18 protein-coding genes are annotated in these 21027 nt (G+C 58.1%); 14 read left to right on the top strand and 4 right to left on the bottom strand.

Going from position 1 to position 21027, the window contains the following annotated elements; translation table 11 throughout:
- Nucleotides 1–150: 150 nt before the first annotated feature.
- Nucleotides 151–1080, bottom strand: coding sequence for a glycosyltransferase family 2 protein (locus RGCCGE502_RS27320; RefSeq protein ID WP_016557450.1), 930 nt, complete (start codon nt 1078–1080; stop codon nt 151–153).
- Nucleotides 1081–1339: 259 nt separating this feature from the next.
- Between RGCCGE502_RS27320 and RGCCGE502_RS27315 the strand changes: the two genes are divergently transcribed.
- Nucleotides 1340–2563: a glycosyltransferase family 4 protein gene (locus RGCCGE502_RS27315; protein WP_040675762.1), complete on the top strand. Its 1224-nt coding sequence runs from the start codon at nt 1340–1342 to the stop codon at nt 2561–2563.
- Here RGCCGE502_RS27315 and RGCCGE502_RS27310 read toward each other — a convergent pair.
- A complete protein-coding gene (locus RGCCGE502_RS27310) occupies nt 2542–3486 on the bottom strand; it encodes a glycosyltransferase family 2 protein (protein WP_051158732.1) in 945 nt (314 codons plus the stop codon). The two genes, RGCCGE502_RS27315 and RGCCGE502_RS27310, sit on opposite strands and share 22 nt — an antisense overlap.
- A 437-nt stretch (nt 3487–3923) precedes the next feature.
- Here RGCCGE502_RS27310 and RGCCGE502_RS27305 point away from each other — a divergent pair, with 437 nt between their 5' ends.
- The 6 genes from RGCCGE502_RS27305 to tnpC all read left to right on the top strand — a co-directional run bounded on the left by RGCCGE502_RS27305 (nt 3924) and on the right by tnpC (nt 9973).
- The gene (locus RGCCGE502_RS27305; RefSeq protein WP_016557447.1) at nt 3924–5204 is read left to right on the top strand and encodes a hypothetical protein; all 1281 of its coding nucleotides are present in this window, start codon (nt 3924–3926) and stop codon (nt 5202–5204) included.
- Entirely contained in the window at nt 5205–5966 is a 762-nt protein-coding gene (locus RGCCGE502_RS27300) for a WecB/TagA/CpsF family glycosyltransferase (RefSeq protein ID WP_040675759.1), read from the top strand.
- A 43-nt stretch (nt 5967–6009) separates the two neighbouring features.
- Nucleotides 6010–7269, top strand: a complete 1260-nt coding sequence (gene wecC, locus RGCCGE502_RS27295; protein WP_016557445.1) for a UDP-N-acetyl-D-mannosamine dehydrogenase — start codon at nt 6010–6012, stop codon at nt 7267–7269.
- 316 nt (nt 7270–7585) lie between these two features.
- Nucleotides 7586–8005 (top strand): IS66-like element accessory protein TnpA, encoded by a 420-nt coding sequence (gene tnpA / locus RGCCGE502_RS35805; protein WP_081647321.1) that lies wholly within the window; start codon nt 7586–7588, stop codon nt 8003–8005.
- The gene (gene tnpB, locus RGCCGE502_RS27285) at nt 7986–8339 is read left to right on the top strand and encodes an IS66 family insertion sequence element accessory protein TnpB (protein ID WP_016557443.1); all 354 of its coding nucleotides are present in this window, start codon (nt 7986–7988) and stop codon (nt 8337–8339) included. Before tnpA ends, tnpB begins: the two co-directional genes overlap by 20 nt.
- 53 nt (nt 8340–8392) lie before the next feature.
- The gene (gene tnpC, locus RGCCGE502_RS27280) at nt 8393–9973 is read left to right on the top strand and encodes an IS66 family transposase (RefSeq protein WP_040675753.1); all 1581 of its coding nucleotides are present in this window, start codon (nt 8393–8395) and stop codon (nt 9971–9973) included.
- Between the two features lie 917 nt (nt 9974–10890).
- Here the strand turns inward: tnpC and wecB are convergent.
- Nucleotides 10891–12111 (bottom strand): non-hydrolyzing UDP-N-acetylglucosamine 2-epimerase, encoded by a 1221-nt coding sequence (gene wecB / locus RGCCGE502_RS27275; RefSeq protein ID WP_016557441.1) that lies wholly within the window; start codon nt 12109–12111, stop codon nt 10891–10893.
- A gap of 498 nt (nt 12112–12609) precedes the next feature.
- On the opposite strand from wecB, the gene RGCCGE502_RS27270 reads away from it, so the two are divergent.
- Nucleotides 12610–13536 (top strand): glycosyltransferase family 2 protein, encoded by a 927-nt coding sequence (locus RGCCGE502_RS27270; protein WP_141652424.1) that lies wholly within the window; start codon nt 12610–12612, stop codon nt 13534–13536.
- Between the two features lie 366 nt (nt 13537–13902).
- Here RGCCGE502_RS27270 and RGCCGE502_RS34740 read toward each other — a convergent pair whose 3' ends face one another.
- On the bottom strand, nt 13903–15150 hold the full coding sequence (locus tag RGCCGE502_RS34740; RefSeq protein WP_176705732.1) for a glycosyltransferase family 4 protein: 1248 nt from the start codon (nt 15148–15150) through the stop codon (nt 13903–13905).
- Between the two features lie 286 nt (nt 15151–15436).
- Between RGCCGE502_RS34740 and RGCCGE502_RS27260 the strand changes: the two genes are divergently transcribed.
- Genes RGCCGE502_RS27260 through RGCCGE502_RS27235 form a run of 6 tightly spaced genes read left to right on the top strand, consistent with a single transcriptional unit; the run spans nt 15437 to nt 20935 of the window.
- Complete coding sequence (locus tag RGCCGE502_RS27260; protein ID WP_016557438.1) at nt 15437–15943, top strand: acyltransferase; 507 nt, start codon at nt 15437–15439, stop codon at nt 15941–15943.
- Nucleotides 15940–16977, top strand: a complete 1038-nt coding sequence (locus RGCCGE502_RS27255; protein WP_016557437.1) for a Gfo/Idh/MocA family protein — start codon at nt 15940–15942, stop codon at nt 16975–16977. The genes RGCCGE502_RS27260 and RGCCGE502_RS27255 overlap by 4 nt, the downstream gene beginning before the upstream one ends.
- On the top strand, nt 16974–18080 hold the full coding sequence (locus RGCCGE502_RS27250) for a DegT/DnrJ/EryC1/StrS family aminotransferase (protein WP_016557436.1): 1107 nt from the start codon (nt 16974–16976) through the stop codon (nt 18078–18080). The genes RGCCGE502_RS27255 and RGCCGE502_RS27250 overlap by 4 nt, the downstream gene beginning before the upstream one ends.
- Nucleotides 18070–18780, top strand: a complete 711-nt coding sequence (locus tag RGCCGE502_RS27245; protein ID WP_016557435.1) for an acyltransferase — start codon at nt 18070–18072, stop codon at nt 18778–18780. The genes RGCCGE502_RS27250 and RGCCGE502_RS27245 overlap by 11 nt, the downstream gene beginning before the upstream one ends.
- Before the next feature lie 2 nt (nt 18781–18782).
- Entirely contained in the window at nt 18783–19757 is a 975-nt protein-coding gene (locus RGCCGE502_RS27240) for an NAD-dependent epimerase/dehydratase family protein (RefSeq protein WP_016557434.1), read from the top strand.
- Complete coding sequence (locus RGCCGE502_RS27235; RefSeq protein WP_016557433.1) at nt 19754–20935, top strand: DegT/DnrJ/EryC1/StrS family aminotransferase; 1182 nt, start codon at nt 19754–19756, stop codon at nt 20933–20935. The genes RGCCGE502_RS27240 and RGCCGE502_RS27235 overlap by 4 nt, the downstream gene beginning before the upstream one ends.
- The last annotated feature ends 92 nt before the right edge of the window (nt 20936–21027 follow it).

Here is a 21027-nt window from a genome sequence, read left to right as displayed (position 1 = left end):
TCTGGCGCACTACGCACTAAGGATGAGGAGGGCACTTGGAGCGCCAGGTCCGCGATCCAATCGCTACGTCGAGCGAGTGTCCCACCCCCGAAAAAGGACTGTGCGTTGACATGGAATCTCCTTTGCCTGATCCCGCATCGCGTTTGTGACCTACGACCACACTAGCAAGGATTGGACCCGCCGCGTTGTCGTCCTGCAAGCCCTTCTCAAGAAACCTGTTCCGAGTAAAAGGCTATGAGCCGGATGATCCTTGAGACCGGCCAGCAGGAATTTCATGGCCCACCTGGGCTTGCCGACTTTGTAGAACGTGATGGCAAGATCGATGAGCATCCACGACCGCTGGTTTTTCCGGAGCGACAGGACCGCCCTATGCTTTCGCAAGATACGGAGCATACCGATCATCTGCTTGCGCGGATTGGAGGAAATGCTGTCTGCTGAAGCAAAGCCAAGAACGACCGGCTCGATATCCTCGTAAACCGTCGTGTGTTGGACGAGCCTGATCGCGAATTCCCAATCCTCGTTGGCGCGAGCGCAGCTATCAAACCAAGCGATGTACGGCAGGCAGTCACGCCGAAAAAGTCCGTTCTGCACACTAATTCGGTTTTCCGTCAGGAGATGGCTCAGTTGATCTTCGTCCACGCGCAGGCAGGTTTCTGGTTGCGGTGCGTATGCGACGCGTCCTGAGCCATAGTTGAAGCGGGCGTCCCGGCCGTAAACGATCTTTGCGCCCGTGAGAGCGCCAACATGATGCGGCATACCCGAGAGCAGTGTTACCTGTTTCATGAGCTTTCCGGGCAGCCAGAGATCGTCACTGTCCTGAAAGGCAATGAAACGGCCTTTGGCTTCCATAAGCCCGGTATTGCGGGCGGCCGCTGCCCCCCCATTGATCGACCGGCGTACATAGCGCAGCCGGGGGTCGTCGATCGCCTTGACGACCCCTTCCACATCTTCTCGCGAACCATCGTCAACGATGATCAGCTCGAAGTTGGTATAGGATTGTGAAAGAACACTTGCGATAGCTGCTGGAAGGCTGTGCGTCCGATTGTAGGTAGGTAGTATGACGGAAACCTCAGCAGTCATCGTGGCCCTCCGGGCGCATACTCTTTCATCGCTTCGATAGTGTCATGATTATACAATCTGGAATCTGTCGAAAAGACAGACCAAAGCGGACTATGCCCTATCCTTTAGAGGAACTGCTGTCTCGGCACAGGGTGATGGAAAGAGGGCGTATATAGACCACACCAAAGGTGGCATTGTCTCTGATCAAGCGCGCATCCATACTGCTTTACTAAATCCTCGTTTGAAGGGATCTCCACGGTTAAGCAAGGGAATAAATGACGTGGCGAAGATTGTGCTTGTAGCGCCAACGTGCAACGGGGAAGATGTTGGCGAGGCATGGGTGGCGTCTCAATGGGCGCGAAGGCTTTCCGAGCGTCACGATGTAACACTGCTGACGTATTTCAAACGCGGAGCCAGGCCCCCCAGCGAGCAAATGACCGGCATAAGGGTCATCGAGTGGCGGGAGCCGCCGTTGCTTGGCCGAGCGGAGCGATTGAACAGTCTCATGAAACCAGGCTACGTGCCCTTCTACATCAGGGCCCGCCGATGGCTGATCTCAGCGCTAGAGAGGGGAGAACGCTTCGACATCGTTCATCAACCAGTCCCGGTTGCCATGCGCTACCCGTCACCCGCGGCGAAGCTGGGGCTGCCGCTGATCATCGGTCCGGTTGGTGGCGGTTTGTCAACGCCAGCGGGCTTTGCTGCCGACGAGGCGTCCAGCCCTTGGTTCATGAAGCTTCGGCATCTGGACCGCATGCGGTTACGCTGGGACCCATTGTTGCGCGCCAGCTTCCAAAGCGCCGATTGTGTCCTCGGCATCGCCAGCTATGTACGTGAACAACTTGCCGGGGTTCCGTTGCAACGTTTCGAGGTGATGAGCGAGACCGGCCTCGACGGCATCCCGGCGCCTATCGACAGATCAGCGCGACCTAATCCGGTAAAGCTGATCTATGTCGGGCGCCTCGTGCGAACCAAGGGCGCGCGCGACATCATTCGCTCCATGAACCTGATTCGCGATTTGCCTGTTGAGCTCGATATCGTCGGAGAAGGTCCGGAGCGGTCAGAGTGCGAACGGCTCATCGCGGAACTCCATCTAGGCGACCGTGTGCGGTTGCACGGCTGGCGGCGGAAGGAAGAGTTACCGGAGCTTTATCGTAAGGCCGATATCTTCGTCTTTCCGAGCTATCGAGAACCGGGCGGCAACGTGGCGTTGGAGGCTATGGCGTTCTCATTGCCCTTGATCGTCGTCGATCGCGGCGGGCCGGGAAGTGCCGTGTCTTCCGGCTGTGCGATTAAGCTTCAAGTCACGACACCGGATGCTCTGGCTATTGATATCGCTGCGGCCATCCGAAAACTGACTGTGGATCAAGATCTGCGAAACAGGATGGGGGCGGCTGCCTACGCGCATGTGGGCCAGACTGCACTCTGGTCGGCAAAGCTCGACCGGATGGACGCAATTTACGCCGATCTTATCAACGCGTCTCAACGCGCCGGCGCGCTTTGAGGCCCCGCGGCCGAGAAGAGTGCGGCGTATAAGGCTGCCCGATGTCCGGGGCCAAGCGTCATGCGCATCGTCTCGCCGACGATGATGCCGAGGCGGAAAAACAAGGTGGCGAAGGCACTGTGATGCCGACGGAAGTAGCGTATCCGATTGGACGTCATAAGCCCTGAAAGATAGGCGTTCTGGTGATACTCGCCGCCGGAATGTGCTACACAGGCATCGGCCACATACGCGACCTCCATTCCGGCACTCCGCACCCTTTCCATGTAGTCGACCTCCTCGCTGTAGAGAAAGAAGGTTTCGTCCCAGGAGCCGACTGTTTTGCGCGCCTTGGCTGAAATCGCCAGGGCTGCACCGGTCGCCCAGTCGACTGCGCCGCCGCGCCTGTAAAGATCGGGTGAAGCAACGATTTCGCCGAGACCGAGTTTGGCTGCCAGCTTCGTTCCGAGAAGTGCGTCCGACCAGATCGTGAGAAGAGACGGCTCGCGCCGCACTGAATGGGCGACTGTTCCATCATCGTTGAGGAGTTTCGGGGCAACCACGCCGATCGCATCATCCGAAAGCCGCCGGGAGAGAGCGCGAACACAGCCCGCCTGCAACCGAATATCGGGATTGAGGACTAGGACATCGATCTCTGGGGCAATTGTCGCGACAGCAACGTTGATCCCACCTGCATAGCCGGCATTTTTACCCGTTTCTATCACCGTCGCGCCGATTGGATGCGCCTGCGCCAAGGCGACGGAATCGTCGTGAGAAGCATTGTCGACGATAATAATCTCATATCGATCTGTGCCTTCAAGGCCGCTCGCAAGAGAATCGAGCATTCCCGGTAGAACTTGGGCGCTGTTGTAGGTGACGACTACGAGAGCAATCCCCGCAAAGGTGCTGAAGCAGGGGTCAGCACCAAGCGGGACCTTTTTCGACATCGCATCCATCTGCCTTTTCTCACTTTCGTTGCAATTTGGCTGCGGGTAGGATGCCGCCACATTGTCCAAAGATGGCGTCTGATGGAAGACTGTCGAGAGAGGTAGGGATACGAGGTGCACACAGCCGCCGTTATCCTGAAAGGCTAGTCGGGCTTTAGAAAAGATCATCCTATTGGGGAATGAGAGGATGGTCTTCACCTGATGGGGACTACGGACGTAAGCCTTTGCCATGAGGATTAGGTGGCATACCCGTTTAGTATAGCACCCTATTGGTGCATCTACCCGCTGCCACCCTATTCACATGCGGCATTACGTAAGTCTTTGAGAGCGGTGGTTGGGGCCTTCGAATTTTCTAATATGATTTTATCGCAGCTGGCGTCTCGCCCATTGAGGCGGAGGGACCGTTCGGTTGTCCACTCTATCGTTCAGGGTTTTGTATGGCCAATGATCTTCATGACAGCCGATGGCCGAACGGGCGAACGCCCGGACAGTTCGCAGAGCGGCATGCAGCCGGCGGCTTCAATCCCGCGGATATGCGCTTGAAGGCACTCGCCGCCATATCCTTATCAGCCAGCAATCAGCTCGATCCGCTCCTGCAGCTTGCGTTGGATGGTTTGCCGGCCATGCACCGCAACGGCATTTTCGGTCACACGCTGCGCGGTTTGCATTCGACATCAGGATGGAACACGCGGCTGGAAGGGGAAAGCATTCGCTATGCGGCGATGGTCGCACTTGGCCTTTCTCGCGTGAGCGACGAGGTCCAGCGGCGTGTGCTCGGTTTCGGCAATGCTATCGATCTCGCCAGGATGACCGCCCAGCGCGCCGAGGCGTCGCAGGACATCGGTGCGTTAGCCGTTGCGGCATGGGCGACAGTCGAAGTTTCCGGCGACCGGCCCTCCGCTCTCTTTCTCAAGCTCCGGGACTACCTCGCGGCCGACGTTCCCATCGCGACGGTCGCGTGCTCCTGGGCCTTAACAGCCGCTGTCGCGGCGTGGGGATGGGGACCGGCAATTGAGGTGGCGCATCTGGCCCGCAGGAAGCTTCTCTCGGGTTGGTCGGGCTCGGGGATCTTTCCGCACGTGCTGCCATCCACCTCAGCCGGTTGGGTACGCGGTCATATCGGGTCCTTCGCCGACCAGGTTTATCCGATCCAGGCGCTGGCGCGCTTTCACGTCGTGACGAACAATAGGGAAGCGTTCACGATCGCCGAAACCTGTGCGGAGACAATATGCGCTCATCAAGGCCCGCAAGGACAGTGGTGGTGGCATTATGATGCGCGGACGGGCCAGGTCACGGAAGGCTATCCCGTCTACAGCGTGCACCAGCATGCGATGGCGCCCATGGTCCTACATGAACTCCATCAAGCCGGCGGCAAGGACCGTCTCTCGGCGATCGTCAAGGGTCTCCACTGGATCTATGTACATCCAGAAACGTCTGCGCAGCTGATAGATGCCGAACAAGGGGTGATCTGGCGGAAAGTGGCACGGCGCGAGCCGGGCAAGGCCGTTCGCGGGGCGGCCGCAATGACGACTGCCTTCTTCCCGGGCCTAAGGTTTCCGAGGCTCGTCAACTACATCTTTCCGCCGATCCGTGTCGACTACGAGTGCCGCCCCTACGAGTTGGGCTGGCTCCTCTACGCTTGGCTTTCAAGCGATGTTGTAACGGAGCTTGCTTTGCAAGCCGGCACCGAAAACAACCAAAAGGCACGGGAGGGCTGAATGTCGGGCGCTCGACAACTCTTATTCGGAATGTATCTAGACGCTATGCGCATGGATGAGGTCATCGACAAGTGCCGTGCGGCGCTTAGGACCCGCAGTCGACTGATGCTCGGTGTCGTTAACGCAGCCAAGATCGTCAACCTTCGCAAGGACACGCAGTTGAGGGATTCCCTGATTGAATGTGACCTTCTGCTTGCGGACGGCCAGTCAGTGGTCTGGGCGAGCAGGCTCTTTCGGCGCCCGCTTCCCGAGCGGGTGGCCGGGATCGATATATTTCAGCGATTGCTCCGGCTGGCCAACGACGAGGAACGCTCCGTCGCGCTCCTCGGCGCACGGCCAGAAATACTCAGCAGATTGGAAAAGGTCATCGCCGAACGCTTCCCTAAGGCGAGGATTGCCTACAGTCATCACGGCTATTTCGGAGCGGCCGAAGCCGTCGAAATCGCCGCGGGGATTCGCGACTCCGCCGCCGATATATTATTTATCGGCATGACTTCGCCACTCAAGGAAATCTTTCTTGCCACTCATGCTGCCTCGCTCGGTGTCCCAATTCTGCATGGCGTGGGAGGCTCCTTTGACGTGATGGCAGGCCTTACGCGCCGCGCACCGCTCGGCTGGCAGAAGGTGGGCATGGAATGGGCCTATCGCGTGCTGCTGGAGCCGCGGCGCCTCTGGTGGCGCTATCTGTCGACAAATACACGCTTCATTCAATTGACGGCCGTGGAGGCCATTCGTCCGGCCCGCGCCTTTCGGCACAGCTAATACGGACTCTAGCGACATTGGTGTTTTAAAGGGGTAGGGGTTTATGAGCGAAGTTTTCAAGGGCCGGCTGGCTATCCTGGGATTGGGCTACATCGGCCTGCCGACTGCTGTGGCAATCGCCACCCGGGGCGTCGATGTCGTCGGCGTGGACATAAACCCGGCGATCGTCGCGGCCGTATCGCGGGGGGAGGTGCCATTCACCGAACCCGATCTCGCCGTGGCTGTGAGCGGCGCCGTGGCGATGGGTCGACTGACCGCCACCTGTGAACTCCCGGAGGCCGACGCCTTTATCATTGCCGTACCCACTCCCTTCAACGAGGATCGCTCGGCAAACTTGTCTTACGTCAAAGCGGCGGCGGAACAGATCGCTTCTCGGCTCAAGGTCGGAAACATCGTCGTGCTGGAGTCTACCTCACCCCCCGGGACGACCGAGCAGGTATGCAGATGGATTTCGGCGCTCCGGCCGGATCTAAGGATGCCGCTTGACGGCGAGAACGGCGCGGACGTCTACATCGCACATTGCCCCGAGCGTGTGCTGCCGGGCCGCATCATGATTGAGATTGTCACGAACGATAGGGTCGTTGGTGGTCTCACGCCCAAATGCGCCGAAAAGGCGGCTTCGATATACCGTTTGTTCGCGCAGGGCGAAATCCTGCTGACGGATGCCGCAAGCGCCGAAATGGCGAAGCTGGTCGAGAACGCCTACAGGGACGTGAACCTTGCATTTGCAAACGAGATTTCGCTTGTTTGCGAAACGTTGCATATCGATGCCTGGGAGGTTATCCGGCTCGCCAACAGGCACCCGAGGGTCAACATCCTTAATCCGGGGCCCGGCGTCGGTGGACATTGCATTCCAGTCGATCCCTGGTTCATTGTTGGTGCAGCGCCCGAGCAGGCCCGACTTATACGGACAGCGCGAGAAGTGAACGACCAGCGGCCGCATCATGTAGCGGGTCAGGTTGTAGAAAAAGCCCAAAGGTTCCGTTCACCGAAGATCGCCTGTCTGGGCCTTACCTTCAAGGCCAATGTGGACGATGTCCGAGAGAGCCCCGCCATCGAGGTGGTCGATCTTATCGCGAAGTCTCTTCCCGAGGTGGAGGTGATGGTCGCCGATCCCTATGTTGACAAGCTTCCCAAGGAGTTGTCCGGCCGTGACAACTTGCGTCTCGAGGGAGCACATTCGGCTGTCGAAAAAGCGGATATCGTGGTGCTCCTGGTCGAGCACGATCCATTCAAAACGATCCGCCATACTCGGCTTGGAGGCAAAGTCGTCTACGACACGCGTGGCGCATGGCGCCAATAGGGGCGAGTGCCGCCAACCGATGCGGACGAAGAGATCCTGACACGCAGCCCAGCAAGGCAAACCACAGCCTCAGCTGATCGCGCATCATCTGGCGCTGGTGCGGTCGGAGTAAATGTGAAGCTGCGGGCTTCCATGCCGCCGCAGGCGCAGTAAAGCTGGTTGCCGACCCAGCGCTCCGTCGCGCGTGAGGTGACGACAAGGCTCGGATTGGCGCTCAACCAATGCCGCCTATTCGTAAGCGCGAATTTCTGCGCACCTTCTGAAGCGCAGTGCTCTCAGGCATGAAGTGTCCACCAAAATAGGTGGACACCAAATCATGGAAGAAGATGAGCAAAGACTGCGGGTGCGGCTTGTGGGTAGTGACGGACGACGTCGATATGACCCAGCTTCGGTAGATCGTCTTGTTGCAGCCTGTCTTGAACCGGGGGTCTCGGTATCGCGGCTTGCGCTTGAACACGGCGTTAATGTCAATCTCCTGCGGAAATGGATACAGAGGGCCAAGCGGCTTGGTCATCCTGTGCCTGCGGGTCCGGCGTTCGTTCCGGTTCAGGTCGGTCCCGATCGGAGCCTGGCAGTGCAGCGCAGCAGCTTGGATAAGAGGATCGAGAGGCTGTCTTGTGCAGCCAAGCTGAGCGCTTCATTGCCGAACGGGGTGAGCGTGTCGGTGGAATGCAGTGATGTCGATGGGTTGACAGCAATAATAGGAGCGCTGGGTCATGTTCAGGCTAGGCGCTGATCTCAAGGTTTACCTGCATCGCGAACCGATCGACTTTCGGGCCGGCATCAACAGCCTTGCGGTCCTGGTCCAGGAGACGATGGCGCTGGATCCCTTTGCTCCTGCGGTTTTTGCCTTCTGCAATCGCCGGCGTGACCGGATGAAGCTCCTGTTTTTTGATCGGTCCGGTTTTGTGATGGTCCTGAAGCGGTTGACCGAGGACAAGTTCCGATGGCCCCGTCGCGAGGTGCCGGTCGTTGTGTTGACGACAGAGCAACTGCACTGGATCCTCGACGGCATCGATATCGATGCGATGATCCGCCATCCGGTGCGGCAATATCAGATCGCCGGCTGAGGATGGCGAATTGAGCTGTTGACGCAAAGGGGCGGTTCAGATTCAAAACTAGGATGACTCGAACCGGCGAACCTAGTGTTGCAGAGCTGATGGCGCAGTTGGCGGCCAATGCTGCCGAAATCGCTGCGCTCAAAGCTGAGAAAGAGGCGCTCTCGCGGCGGGTCCTCAAGCTGGAAGAGGAGCTGGCACTGGCAAAGCTGCATCGCTTTGCCCCGCGCAGCGAAAAGCACATTGACCGTCTCTTCAACGAGGCCGAAGAGGCTGCGGTCGACAGCGAGGAAGGCGATGTTGTCGAGCTTCCAGACACCGGCCTGCCAGCGGTAGAAGGTCAAACGGGAAAGAAGCGTGGACGCAGACCTCTGCCGGAAGACCTGCCACGCGAGCGCGTCGAATATGACCTCCCCGACGATCAGAAGTCTTGTCCCTGCTGTCAGGGTCAGATGCATCGCATGGGCGAGGCTGTTACCGAACAGCTCCATATCGAGGTCAAGGCGAAGGTCCTACAGAATGTGCGGTTCAAGTACGCTTGTCGCCATTGCGACCGCACCGGGATCAACACGCCCGTCGTGATCGCACCGATGCCGACGCAGCCCCTGCCGGGCAGTATCGCTACCGCCTCGACGTTGGCCTTCGCGCTCGTCCACAAGTACGTCGACGGCACACCGCTCTACCGCGTGGCGCAAACATTCGAGCGTGCTGGTGTTCCGATCAGCCGCGGCGCTCTCGCTCACTGGGTCATCGGCTCAAGCGAGAAGCATCTGCACCGCATCTATGATGCGCTGAAACTGCGGCTCAGATTACAGCCTCTCATTCATGGCGATGAGACGACGGTTCAGGTCCTGAAGGAAAAGGACAAGGAGGCCACCAGCACATCGTACATGTGGGCCTATCGCAGCGGCGAGGACAGTGACGAGCCAATCGTATTGCTCGACTATCGGCCGGGGCGCGGCCAGATCCACCCGCAGACCTTCCTTGGTGACTACCGCGGCATATTGGTGAGCGATGGCTACACAGCTTGGCGCACATTGAATGGCGCAACCCATGTCGGATGCATGGCTCACTCCAGGCGGCGCTTCGTTGATGCCCTCAAGGCGAGAAAGAATGGCGGAGGCCCGCCGGAGCAAGCTCTCAGGTTCTTCGAGCAGCTCTACCGGATCGAAAGGCAGGCGCGAGAGATAAAGCCCGACGCCGGTGAAACGCAGGCCGAGTGCATTTACCGCTTCCGGCAACAGCACAGCTTGCCTGTCCTGAACGCTCTAAAGACTTGGCTCGATAACATCGCGCCGAAGGTCGTACCGGATACCAAGCTCGGCGATGCTGTGTCCTACACCCTGAACCAATGGGATTATCTGACCCGTTACACCAGCGACGGCAGGATGCCGATCGATAACAACATTCTGGAACGCGATATCAGGGTTTTTGCGACCGGAAGAAAATCGTGGCTGTTCAGCGACACGGTTGACGGAGCCAAGGCCAGCGCAGTGATCTATAGTTTGATGCTGACATGCCGCGCCTGTGGCGTCGACCCTCTGATCTGGCTGCGGCACGTGCTCACTGAGTTGCCGCAGCGAGACGACGACGCCGACATCGGCGACCTGCTACCGATCAACTTCTTGAAAACATCCACCGCCTAACAGAGCCGGATCTCGCTACTGATGCGAGGCGCGTTCAGCGGTGCCATAGCCGTCAATGCGCATCGAAAATCGCGCTTACGCCTATTCTGCTTTTCCAACGAGCCGCCCTTCGTCGTGTCCAGTTGCGCTTCATTGACCACAGAAGACGCGGGTCGTTTGGCCATTTGCATGGGACGACAGGCGAGGATGGCCAGCTGCGATCATGAGAAACTCCAGATGGAGTATATGGCAAGCAATCGTGTCTCGACGTGGCGTGACCGCCCGCGAATGACCATCTCCCAGATACGGACCTGCTTCAGCATGCGAACCAGTTGAGCTTGCCATCGCGCATGTCGGGCAAGCCTCGCGGATCTGCCCGACGATTCTCGACCGCGCCGGCGCTGGAATCGATGGTGGAGCAGCAGCTTGGCAGGCAGAGCAGCAAATAGCAGTAACAAGATCTTTAGTCCTGATCGCCGTGCAATGAGCTATGCGGGTTGTCGAGGTCGCGGACGATGTTGCCAGGCGGTTTGGTAGGGACCCCCAGGGAACAGCTGAAGGCCTACAATTGCTGGCCTCTTGGGGCCCGATGCTAAGGTGGCACATCGGCTCGCCAGGGGGCGCATGTGCAGACTATTCAACGTAGACTTGCCTGCAAACAACGCGAACAAATTCTTCGACAAAAGCATAGCATTGGGTCGTGCGTAGCTTGTCCCGATGATCGACATCCTCCATCACGGTACGCTATGCCAAACAAGCGTGCGGATCACGCCAGTCGACAAAACACGCGGCGATCCGATCGACGTCCATGGACACGTGGCGGAGTTCGGGTTAATCCAACGCCGTCGAAGCCAGCCATGGCTGTGTGGACGTCAAGGCGTTGAAATTTAGTTGGTCACAGCGATAGTGTGTCGGGGTCCGCTGTCTTTTGTAAAAGGCTAGGCGGTTAGCGGTTCTCCCAAAGGCCGATTAGCAGGGATTTGCTGTGCTGCGGCTGGCGTTCTCCGCCTGCGGGAGCGTAGAGCGGGCAGCATCGCGCCGAATTCCACTGGCCGCTCGGCGTGGCCAAAGAAATGTTCGATGGCGCACACCGCACGCTCTGATGCGCGTCCGTCGCCATAGGGGTTGACCGCCCGGGCCATTGATTGATACGCGCTCCGGTTCGTCAGCAGGCTCGCGACATTGGTGACGATTGCGTCTTCGTCCGTCCCTACCAGACGAACCGTGCCAGCCTCGACGGCTTCTGGCCGCTCCGTCGTGTCGCGCATCACCAATACCGGCTTGCCGAGAGAAGGCGCTTCCTCCTGCACGCCACCGCTGTCAGTCAAAACGATAGAGCAATCGCGCATCGCCCGAACAAAGTCGGAGTAGTCGAGAGGCTGCGTGACCGTGACGTTGTCGAGGCCTTCGAGCGGTGGCAGAAGGACAGATCGCACGGCCGGGTTAAGGTGTGCAGGCAGGAGGAAGTTGACGGTCGGAAACATTCGGGCAAGGCGGGCGATGGCGCCTGCAGTGCGTTTCATGGGCTCGCCCCAGGATTCGCGTCGGTGGGTAGTAATGAGAACGGTTCGCTTGAGTCCAAAGTCGCCGTTTTCGATGGGGGTGTTTCGTCCCGACACCTGAAGGAGAGCATCGATCACGGTGTTGCCGGTGACCACAATCTCGTTTTCGGGCACGCCATCGTTGAGGAGGTTTTGCTTCGACACCCTGGTCGGCGCGAGGTGAAGCCTGGCAAGCCGAGTGGTCAGGCGACGGTTAATCTCTTCCGGGAAGGGATTGGTGTCATCCCCAGACCGCAAGCCTGCCTCGAGATGGATGAGCGGAATTCTTTGATAGAAGGAAGCAAGGCCTGCTGCAAAACAGGAAGTCGTGTCACCCTGAACCAGAAGCGCGTCCGGCCGCTCCACATCGATCACCGCGGATACACCCGTAAGTACACGGGAGGTGATCGTTTCGAGCGTCTGGGATTGGGTAATGATGTTGAGGTCGTGGTGAGGCTCGATTCCGAAAAGACGGTTCACCTGATCAAGCATCTCGCGATGCTGGCCGGTTACGGCCACGATGGGGCGGCAGAAGGCAGAGCGGCCAAGGGCATCTATTAGCGGCGCCATTTTAATGGCTTCAGGGCGCGTGCCATACACGATCAAAATTTTCCGCATATACTTTTCCTTCTTTTCGTGAAAAGTGAGCAGGTCGCAGCGTCTTTCTGAGGCCCGCCCGCTCTCGGTCGTATTGGCACATGATCAGGCGATCGCGGGCGGGTGTATAGTTCCCCAATGGGCGTTACACCCGGTCCGCGCGGCAGGTTCGGATAATCCCTTCGGCGACCATCTGCCACCTATGGATAAGGTCCTATTCGGTAGGAAAATGATGCACGCGCGCCCGTCGGATCGCCCCAACGCGGAACGAGCAGCGCAGTCATGTGCCTGTGACCGAGAGCGGTTTAGCGATCCGTCGCGCCGCCTACCCGCACGATCAGATGAGGGTGGACTGGTCGACCGATCATCGAAAGGCGTAGGCAGGTTTCCTCCAAAGTTGGCGGCAGGCAAGGCTTCCTAATCCACAGCCTCCGATGCCAGAGTCTCGGTACTGATTTAGAGGCGTGTCGTCGCATAGGCTTGGCCGCCAGCGAGACTGCCATGCTGACGGGAGCCGTCATGGGTTATAATTTCCAACTAAGTGTGGTGATCCCTCATCTTAATGAGCCGGAGAATCTCAGAGCTTGTCTTGCAGCGCTGGATCTCCAGCGAGCGTCTGCCGGCCGAATAGAGATCATTGTCGTCGACAACGGCTCGCACGAAATGCCCTTTAATGCTTGTAGCGGAGTAAGCGACGTCCGCCTGGTGCGTGAACCTACCCCCGGTCCAGGACCGGCCCGCAATCTCGGCGCGTCACTTGCGACCTCCGATCTGATCGCATTTATCGACGCAGATTGCGTCGTGCAGCCGGGTTGGGCAAAGGCGATTGTCTCGTTTATGGAGGGGACGCCTGGCGTGGATATTGTGGGGGGGGATATTGGCATTTTGCGGAAGGATGCATCGTCGCCCACGGGCATAGAAGCCTATGAGGAGTTATTCAGCTATCGCGCACGCCTTTACGTCGAGAAGCATAGTTACACCGCCACCGGAAACATGGCAGTTCGAAGCAGTGTGTTCCATGCGGTCGGTCCTTTCGGGGGCATCATGACGATGGAGGATACCGAGTGGGGGAAAAGGGCGGCAGCAAAGGGCTACCGCATCGCCTTTCTGGAGGAGGCACGGGTTCTCACTCCCTCCTGCACGTCGTTCTCCGAGCTGGCGCGCCGGTGGGACCGTCACGTTGCCCATGCCTTCGGCGATGTGCGCCGCGGCAAGTCCTCGTTGATGCGCTGGCTAGCCTTGACGCTTTTGGTCGCGGCTTCACCCCTTGTGGAAGTTCAAAACGTATTGACCTCCAGGCGGATCGCCGGGGTCAGAAGCCGGGTTATCGCTTTCGCCTGGCTGACTCGGGTGCGCCTCTATCGAGCCAGAAAGATGCTGGCTCTAACACTGTCCGGAAAAGCCTCCCCACTTGTTGAGGGGTGGAACAGAGAAGCGGATACATAGGGCGCGACGGAGGCTTTTTAACGCAGCGAAACGTCAAGCCGCCCTTAGACGCGCAGTTACTTTGTCAGGGCGTTAAGCGCGCAATGTATCGTGCTGATCGGTCTTCTTCCTCGCTCATTCGTATGGGCGGAAAGGAAACTCTCCCGACGAGTTTCCGTGCTCACTTTCCCTGATCATCGTACCCAGTCAAAGTTCAACCAAATTCGCTCGCTGCCGCGATGTTAGGCCGGAGAAACAATCGGTCTGCGATTTAGGTCATGTAGGACGGCATTGAGATTGCGCGCGTGAACAAGGTTTCCATTCCCCATCGAAGCATATCCGAAGAAAGAATCGATGAAGCAATGTCGGCAACCACCGCCCGTGCCGTTAGTCTTGCAAAATGGGAGGCCAATTGCCGGTCGTGGCGGCCGCAAGCAGGCCCTTTTCGCGCCTACGATTGCGGCGCTTACGCAGCGGATTATGATTGGCTACTTCCAATGCGGCGGCCAGATAAGCCGCGCGCACAGCCTCTCGTAGCTTCGGGGAGGCGCGGCTTTCTGAGACGCGTCTGTAGATTTCAAGCTGGAAGGCCACAGCCCGCTCTAAGGAAAATCGCTTATCTACAAAATGCCGACCGAACCGACCAAGATCCGCTCGTCTGCTGGGCTGATCCATGACAGATCGAATTTGCGCAGCAAGACGATCGGTTCCACGGGCATTGTCGGCCAAGCCGTAGAACCCCTGCCTCATGAACAGTTCGGACGTCTCGGGACTGAACAACTCCGAGAACGCCTGTTCTCCCTGAACAACGAGCGGGCGTCCGATAGCAAGTGCCCGTAAGGCAGAACTTCCCATCCCGATGACAAGGTCTGCCGCCGCATAGGCTTGTCGCGGATCCAAATCTGCTCCTGTGAGGATAATCACTGTGCGTCCGTGACGGCGATTGACATCATCCGCCCGCTTTTGCAGAGCATTGCGGGCCGGGCCGTCGCCGACGAGGATCAGCTTAATTGGCTGGGAATCGGCGATTGTGTCCACTGCATCGATACCCCTGACCAATGCGTCCAACTTGAGATCCAACGCTAGTCGCGAAACGCTTACCACGAGGAACTCGTCGTCTTTCACGTTGTGCTTGCGTCGAAAGCCGTCACCATTGATCGTCGGGTTGTCACGAACGACGTCGATGGGTGGCTCGAGGACCCACACATCAGCGCGATGTCCTCTACGCGCCTCTTCGCCAAGTTCCGCAGTACCCATGATTAGCGGAACAGACGGGGGCACATATGGCATGACCTGCATGCTTAAGACGGTGCACAAAAGCGGGACATTTAGTGCCAGCGACGCGCCAAAATAGCCGTCGAGACAGGTCGACCATTCGTAGGTATGAATAAGGTCTACGCGTTCTCGACGCGCTATTGTAGCTAATTCAACAATGCGAGTTGGAGCTGGCCGATATCGCAGGCCGTGAGCCGGCAAAAACCGTAGTCCTTTCTCGCGAATGTAATCCACAAGTGGGCCAGGCACGCCGTAGACCAGTACTTCGTGGCCCCGCTCTGCCACACCAGCTGCCAGGTCAATTGCGTTGATCTGACTGCCCCCAATGGAAAGATCATGCGGATACACGATTAGACGCAAGTTTGACTCCACTTCCGCACTTCAGATAACACGATATTTGAGGAGGGAAGCATATTATATTCAGATATATTTCATCTATGCAATTACATCTTGCACTGTAGTAGTTATAGGAATGATCCGCCGGCTAAGTGCTACGACTTTTTGGTAGCATAATTACCGATTTTTGTTCCATTTACTGACAAGCGACAAAGTTGTTCTCTGAAAAAAGAGAGGGCACGGTTCCGGCGCGATCGCAGTCACCTCCTCCCTCCACGTACTGAGTAGGAAGCAAGGGAAGCGTCACGACATGATTGCACCAAGCGTTACGTTGGGTGACGGCGTCGTTATTCATCATCCAGATCTCGTCAATTTGTACGGCTGCACGATCGGGCGCGGTTCACGCGTCGGAACCTTCGTCGAGATCCAGAAGAATGCAACAATCGCGGAGAACTGCAAAATCTCCAGCCACTCTTTCATTTGCGAAGGCGTGACCATCGAGGACGGAGTCTTCGTTGGTCACGGCGTGATGTTCACCAACGATCTGCATCCACGCGCAGTGAACGTGGATGGTTCCCTTCAGTCCGATGCGGATTGGTCGGTCGTGCCGACGGTTGTGAAGCGATACGCCTCAATCGGTAGCAACGCGACTATCGTTGCCGGCATAACCATTGGTGAAGGCGCGCAGATTGGCGCTGGCGCCGTCGTTACCAAGGATGTGCCTGCCTACGCAATTGTTGCTGGAGTGCCAGCGAGAATCATCGGTCGCGCAAAAGATGCGCCAGTCGAAGTCATTTCATCCGGGAGAGCAAGATGATTGGGGTTGCCGTCGTCGGTTACGGGTATTGGGGACCGAACCTGGTTCGAAATCTTGCAGAGACACCCGGCGCAAAGCTTATCTGGGTGTGCGATCTCAAGAAGGATCGCCTCGCCGGCGTCCAGCTGCGCTACCCAACGGTCCAGATCACAGACGATTTTGACGAGGTGTTGCGCGACCCCCGCGTGGACGCGGTCGCGATCGCGACGCCGGTATCGGCTCACTACATGCTGGCTATGAAAGCCCTGATGGCAGGCAAGCATGTCTTTGTCGAAAAGCCGATGGCTTCGACTTCCGAGGAAGCTCGGCGGATGGTTGAAGAGGCCGCGCGAAGACGGCTTATTCTCGCGGTGGACCACACGTTTATTCATACGGGTGCAGTTCGCAAGATGCGTGAAATCATCGAGAATGGTCTCGGAGACATTTATTACTATGACTCGGTGCGCGTGAATCTCGGCCTTTTCCAGCATGATGTCAGTGTCATCTGGGATCTCGCCGTCCACGACCTGTCGATCATGGATTACGTCCTGCCTGAAAAACCGGTGGCGGTCTCAGCGACGGGCATGGGACATGTTGCGGGCGAGCCTGAGAACATTGCCTACCTGACGCTCTTCTTCGAGAGCAAGCTAATCGCGCATATCCATGTCAACTGGTTGGCGCCGGTCAAAGTGCGTCGCACGCTGATCGGGGGCAGTAGCAAGATGATCGTCTATGACGACCTGGAGCCGAGCGAGAAGATTAAGGTCTACGACAAGGGCATCACTCTCAACGGCAACCCGCAGACTGATGGTGAAAAGGTCTATGACATGCGCGTCGGATATCGGACCGGCGACATGTATGCGCCCCAACTCGATATGACAGAGGCTCTCGGCCGTGAACTCAAGCAGTTTGTGGACTGCGTTGTCACCAACAGCCAACCAATCGCGGATGGCCACGCAGGACTTCGAGTTGTCCGCATCCTCGAGGCCGCCACACAGTCGCTCGCTCAACGTGGGCGCGTTATCGAGCTCGAACAGGCGAGGCTAATTGCATGATTCCGCTTCTCGATCTACAGGCCCAGTACGCATCGATCAAGGATGAGATTGAACCCGCCGTGCTGCGTGTTCTCGCATCGGGTCACTACGTTCTCGGCGTGGAAGTCGCTCGTTTCGAAGAGGAATTCGCGACCTATTGCGATGCCAGTCATGCCATCGCTGTGAACACCGGTACAAGCGCATTGCATCTCGCGCTGCTCGCTGCTGACGTTGGTCCAGGAGACGAAGTGCTCACCGTGGCCTTCACATTCGTCGCGACAGCGTCCGCAGTCTGCTACACCGGCGCTCGTCCTGTCTTTATTGACGTCGATCCGGTCACACTCACCATGGACCCCGCCAAGCTGGAAGCCGCGATTACCTCGCGAACGAAAGCTATTATGCCTGTCCATCTTTATGGACAGATGGCCGACATGGACGCAATCAAGGAGATTGCTGACAGATACGGAATTCCGGTCATTGAGGACGCGTGCCAGGCTCACGGCGCCGAATACAAGGGACGGCGCGCCGGAAGCATCGGTGCCTCGGGCTGCTTCAGTTTTTACCCAGGCAAGAACCTCGGGGCCTGTGGCGAAGGGGGCATCGTCGTCACCAACAACGACGAGCATGCCAGGAAAATCAGAATGCTGAGGGACTGGGGCCAGGAACAGCGATATCATCACGCCCTCAAGGGCTTCAATTATCGCATGGATGAAATACAGGGGGCGATACTTCGCGTCAAACTCCGGCATCTCGAGGCATGGACCGAAGCACGCCGCGTGCGCGCTGAACATTACTCTGCTCTTCTGGCTCACTCGCGGTCGGTACTGGCCCCAGTTGCGATGATCGACCGCCGCCACGTGTACCATGTTTACGCCGTACGCACCCGTGACCGCGAACAGCTCCAGCATACACTCCGGTCAGAAGGCATCCATTCTGGCCTGCACTACCCAATTCCGGTGCATTTGCAAAAGGCGCATCTGGACCTTGGTTATCGGCCTGGAGATCTCCCTGAATCGGAGGCCGCAGCCCGGGAAGTCCTTTCGCTACCAATCTATCCGGAGCTGACATTGAAGCAGGTAGAACGGGTTGCTGCTGTCTTGGAGCAGGACGCTTATGTCAGTTGATCCCATCACGGGCGTGCGCCTTGTCCTTTCCGTTCACGGCCGCCAGAAAACAGTATCGGATCCAGAATATGTCGTCCAATTGGCCGAGGAACTGAAGCAATCCTATGGCACGGCGGGGCTTGTAGAACTCTACGGACGCTTTGCGACCGGCGACGGGTTTCTTGACAGTTTCATGCGAAGGGTGATGTGGAAAAGCCTTGCGCGCGAATGCGGCAGCGGCCTGCACGTCGGGAGCGGAGCTGGTTTCAAGCATCCAGAGACCTTCGACATTGGCGACGGTGTCTTTATTGGAGCACAGGCCTACATCCAAGGGCGCTTTGACGGAACTTGCCGGATCGGCAACAACGTCTGGATTGGGCCGCAGGCTTATTTTGACGCCCGTGACCTTGTCCTTGAAGATCATGTCGGATGGGGCCCCGGCGCAAAGGTTCTCGGCTCAAGTCATACGGCAATACCGGTCGACATGCCGATCATTCGCACTGATCTCGAGATAAAGCCCGTGCGTGTCGGCGCATGGGCAGACATTGGCACCAACGCGACAATTCTTCCCGGCGTGACCATCGGCAAAGGGGCGATCGTGGGCGCGGGTGCGGTCGTTGTCGATGATGTCGCCCCTTTTTCCGTGGTGGCCGGCGTTCCCGCGAAATTCCTCCGCTGGCGTGCGGAGCAGGATTCGAGCGAAACTAATTCGGAGTGTTGAGTATGAAAGACAAGAGAGTATTGATCACCGGCGGCGCGGGACTCATCGGCTCGCACATTGCAGATCTCGTCGCTCGCGAGGAGCCCCGGGAGATCCTAATCCTGGACAATTTCGTTCGAGGACGGCGCGAAAATCTTGCTGATGCTATCGCTATGGCTCCGGTGACCATCGTCGAGGGCGACATCCGGGACCGAGCGCTTCTCAAAGAGGTCAACCAGGGCATGGACGTTGTTTTTCACCAGGCGGCTATTCGGATCACGCAGTGCGCAGAGGAACCCCGGCTTGCATTCGACGTCCTTGCGGGCGGGACATTTGACGTGCTCGAAGCGGCGGTGCAGGCAGGGGTTTCGAAGGTCGTCGCGGCCTCATCCGCGTCTGTGCTCGGTCTCGCAGATACTTTCCCCACCACCGAAACGCATCACCCCTATAACAACCGGACGATTTACGGGGCCGCGAAGGCCTTCAACGAAGGGCTGCTGCGCAGCTTTGCGGACATGTATGGCCTGCGCTACGTCGCGCTCCGCTACTTCAATGTCTACGGCCCGCGGATGGACGTCTACGGCGCCTATACCGAAGTCCTGATCCGCTGGATGGAACGCATTGCCGGTGGCTTGCCGCCCATCATCCTCGGCGATGGGACGCAAACAATGGATTTCGTGCATGTGCATGACATCGCGCGTGCCAACCTACTTGCTGCAAAGTCGGACGTGAGCGACGAGGTGTTCAACGTGGCGAGCGGAACGGAGACGAGCCTTCGGGAGCTTGCGGCTCTGCTAACCAAGGTTATGGGTTCGTCCCTGGAGCCGCAGTTCGGGCCGGCGCGAAAGGTCAACGCGGTGCCGCGGCGCCTCGCTTCCATCGAAAAGGCGGAGACGATGCTCGGTTTCCGGTCCCAAGTGACCATGGAAGAGGGCTTGCGGGATCTCGTTGAATGGTGGCGTCAGGAGAAAAGCCCGACTGCAGGAGAAGCTGCATGAGCCAGATCCCAGTTGCCAAGCCTGTTCTGGACGAGCAGGAGGTCGAAGCTGTCCGCCGTGTCATTATGTCGGGGTGGGTAACGCAGGGCCCAGAAGTGGCAGCGTTCGAGCAGGAGTTCGCCGCCTATGTTGGTGCGCAATACGCATGCGCGGTCTCAAATTGCACGACGGCGCTGCATCTTGCCCTGAGGGTTGTCGGAGTAGAGGCCGGCGATGAAGTCATCACCGTCAGCCATACCTTCATCGCCACTGCAAATGCAATCCGCTACTGTGGCGCGGTGCCTGTCTTTGTCGATATCGAAAAGGACTGCTACAATATTGACCCGGATCTTATCGAGGCTGCAATAACGCCTCGTACGAAAGCCATTATCTGCGTCCACCAGCTTGGAATGCCCTGCGACCTACATCGCATCGTTGCCATTGCTTCCCGGCATGAAATCCCCGTGATTGAGGACGCTGCTTGTGCGACAGGCAGTGAGGTTTTCTGGAAAGGGCATTGGGAAAAGATTGGCAAGCCGCACGGCGACATTGCGTGTTTTTCCTTTCATCCCCGCAAGGTCGTGACTACCGGCGATGGCGGCATGTTGACGACTGCCAATCCGGAGTACGACCGGAAATTCCGGCTCTGGCGTCAGCACGGGATGAGCGTCACCGACGCGGTTCGGCACGGGTCAAGGCAGGTTATCTTCGAATCCTACCCCGAATTGGGGTATAACTACAGGATGACCGATATGCAGGCAGCGGTCGGTCGCGAACAGCTCAAACGTCTTCCGGGCATCATAGCACGACGGCGCGAAATTGCGCGCCAGTATGCAGAACAACTCCGTTCAACAGCCAATGTGATGCCGCCGATCGAACCAGCCTGGGCGCGCAGCAACTGGCAGAGCTTCTGCATCAGGCTGCCTGGATATCTCGATCAGCGGGATGTCATGCAGGAACTGCTTGACCGAGGAATCTCGACGAGGCGCGGGATCATGAACATCCATCTTGAGGAAGCTTACGCCGAGCCTGGGCTGTCTCGCATTGCCGCGAGCCTGAAAGAGAGCGTCGCAGCGCAGGACTATTCCATTATACTTCCCCTGTACGCGCAGCTGACGGACATTGAGTTGACGTCTGTCGTCGATGCCATAAGGGCGTCGCTCTATTCGTGCCAGGTGGCGGTTGGCCGCGCAGGTTGATTCTCCGGTTCACCCTTGAGAAGAGAGCGGGCAGGCGTTGGTCGCGGCCGTAAACTCAGCGAACACGTAACCGCTTGTGGAGTTCACCTGCC

Source organism: Rhizobium grahamii CCGE 502 (genome assembly GCF_000298315.2).
GTDB classification, from domain to species: domain Bacteria; phylum Pseudomonadota; class Alphaproteobacteria; order Rhizobiales; family Rhizobiaceae; genus Rhizobium; species Rhizobium grahamii.
The sequence above is the reverse complement of the archived record's forward strand: the minus strand, read 5'-3'. Positions and strand labels throughout refer to the sequence as shown.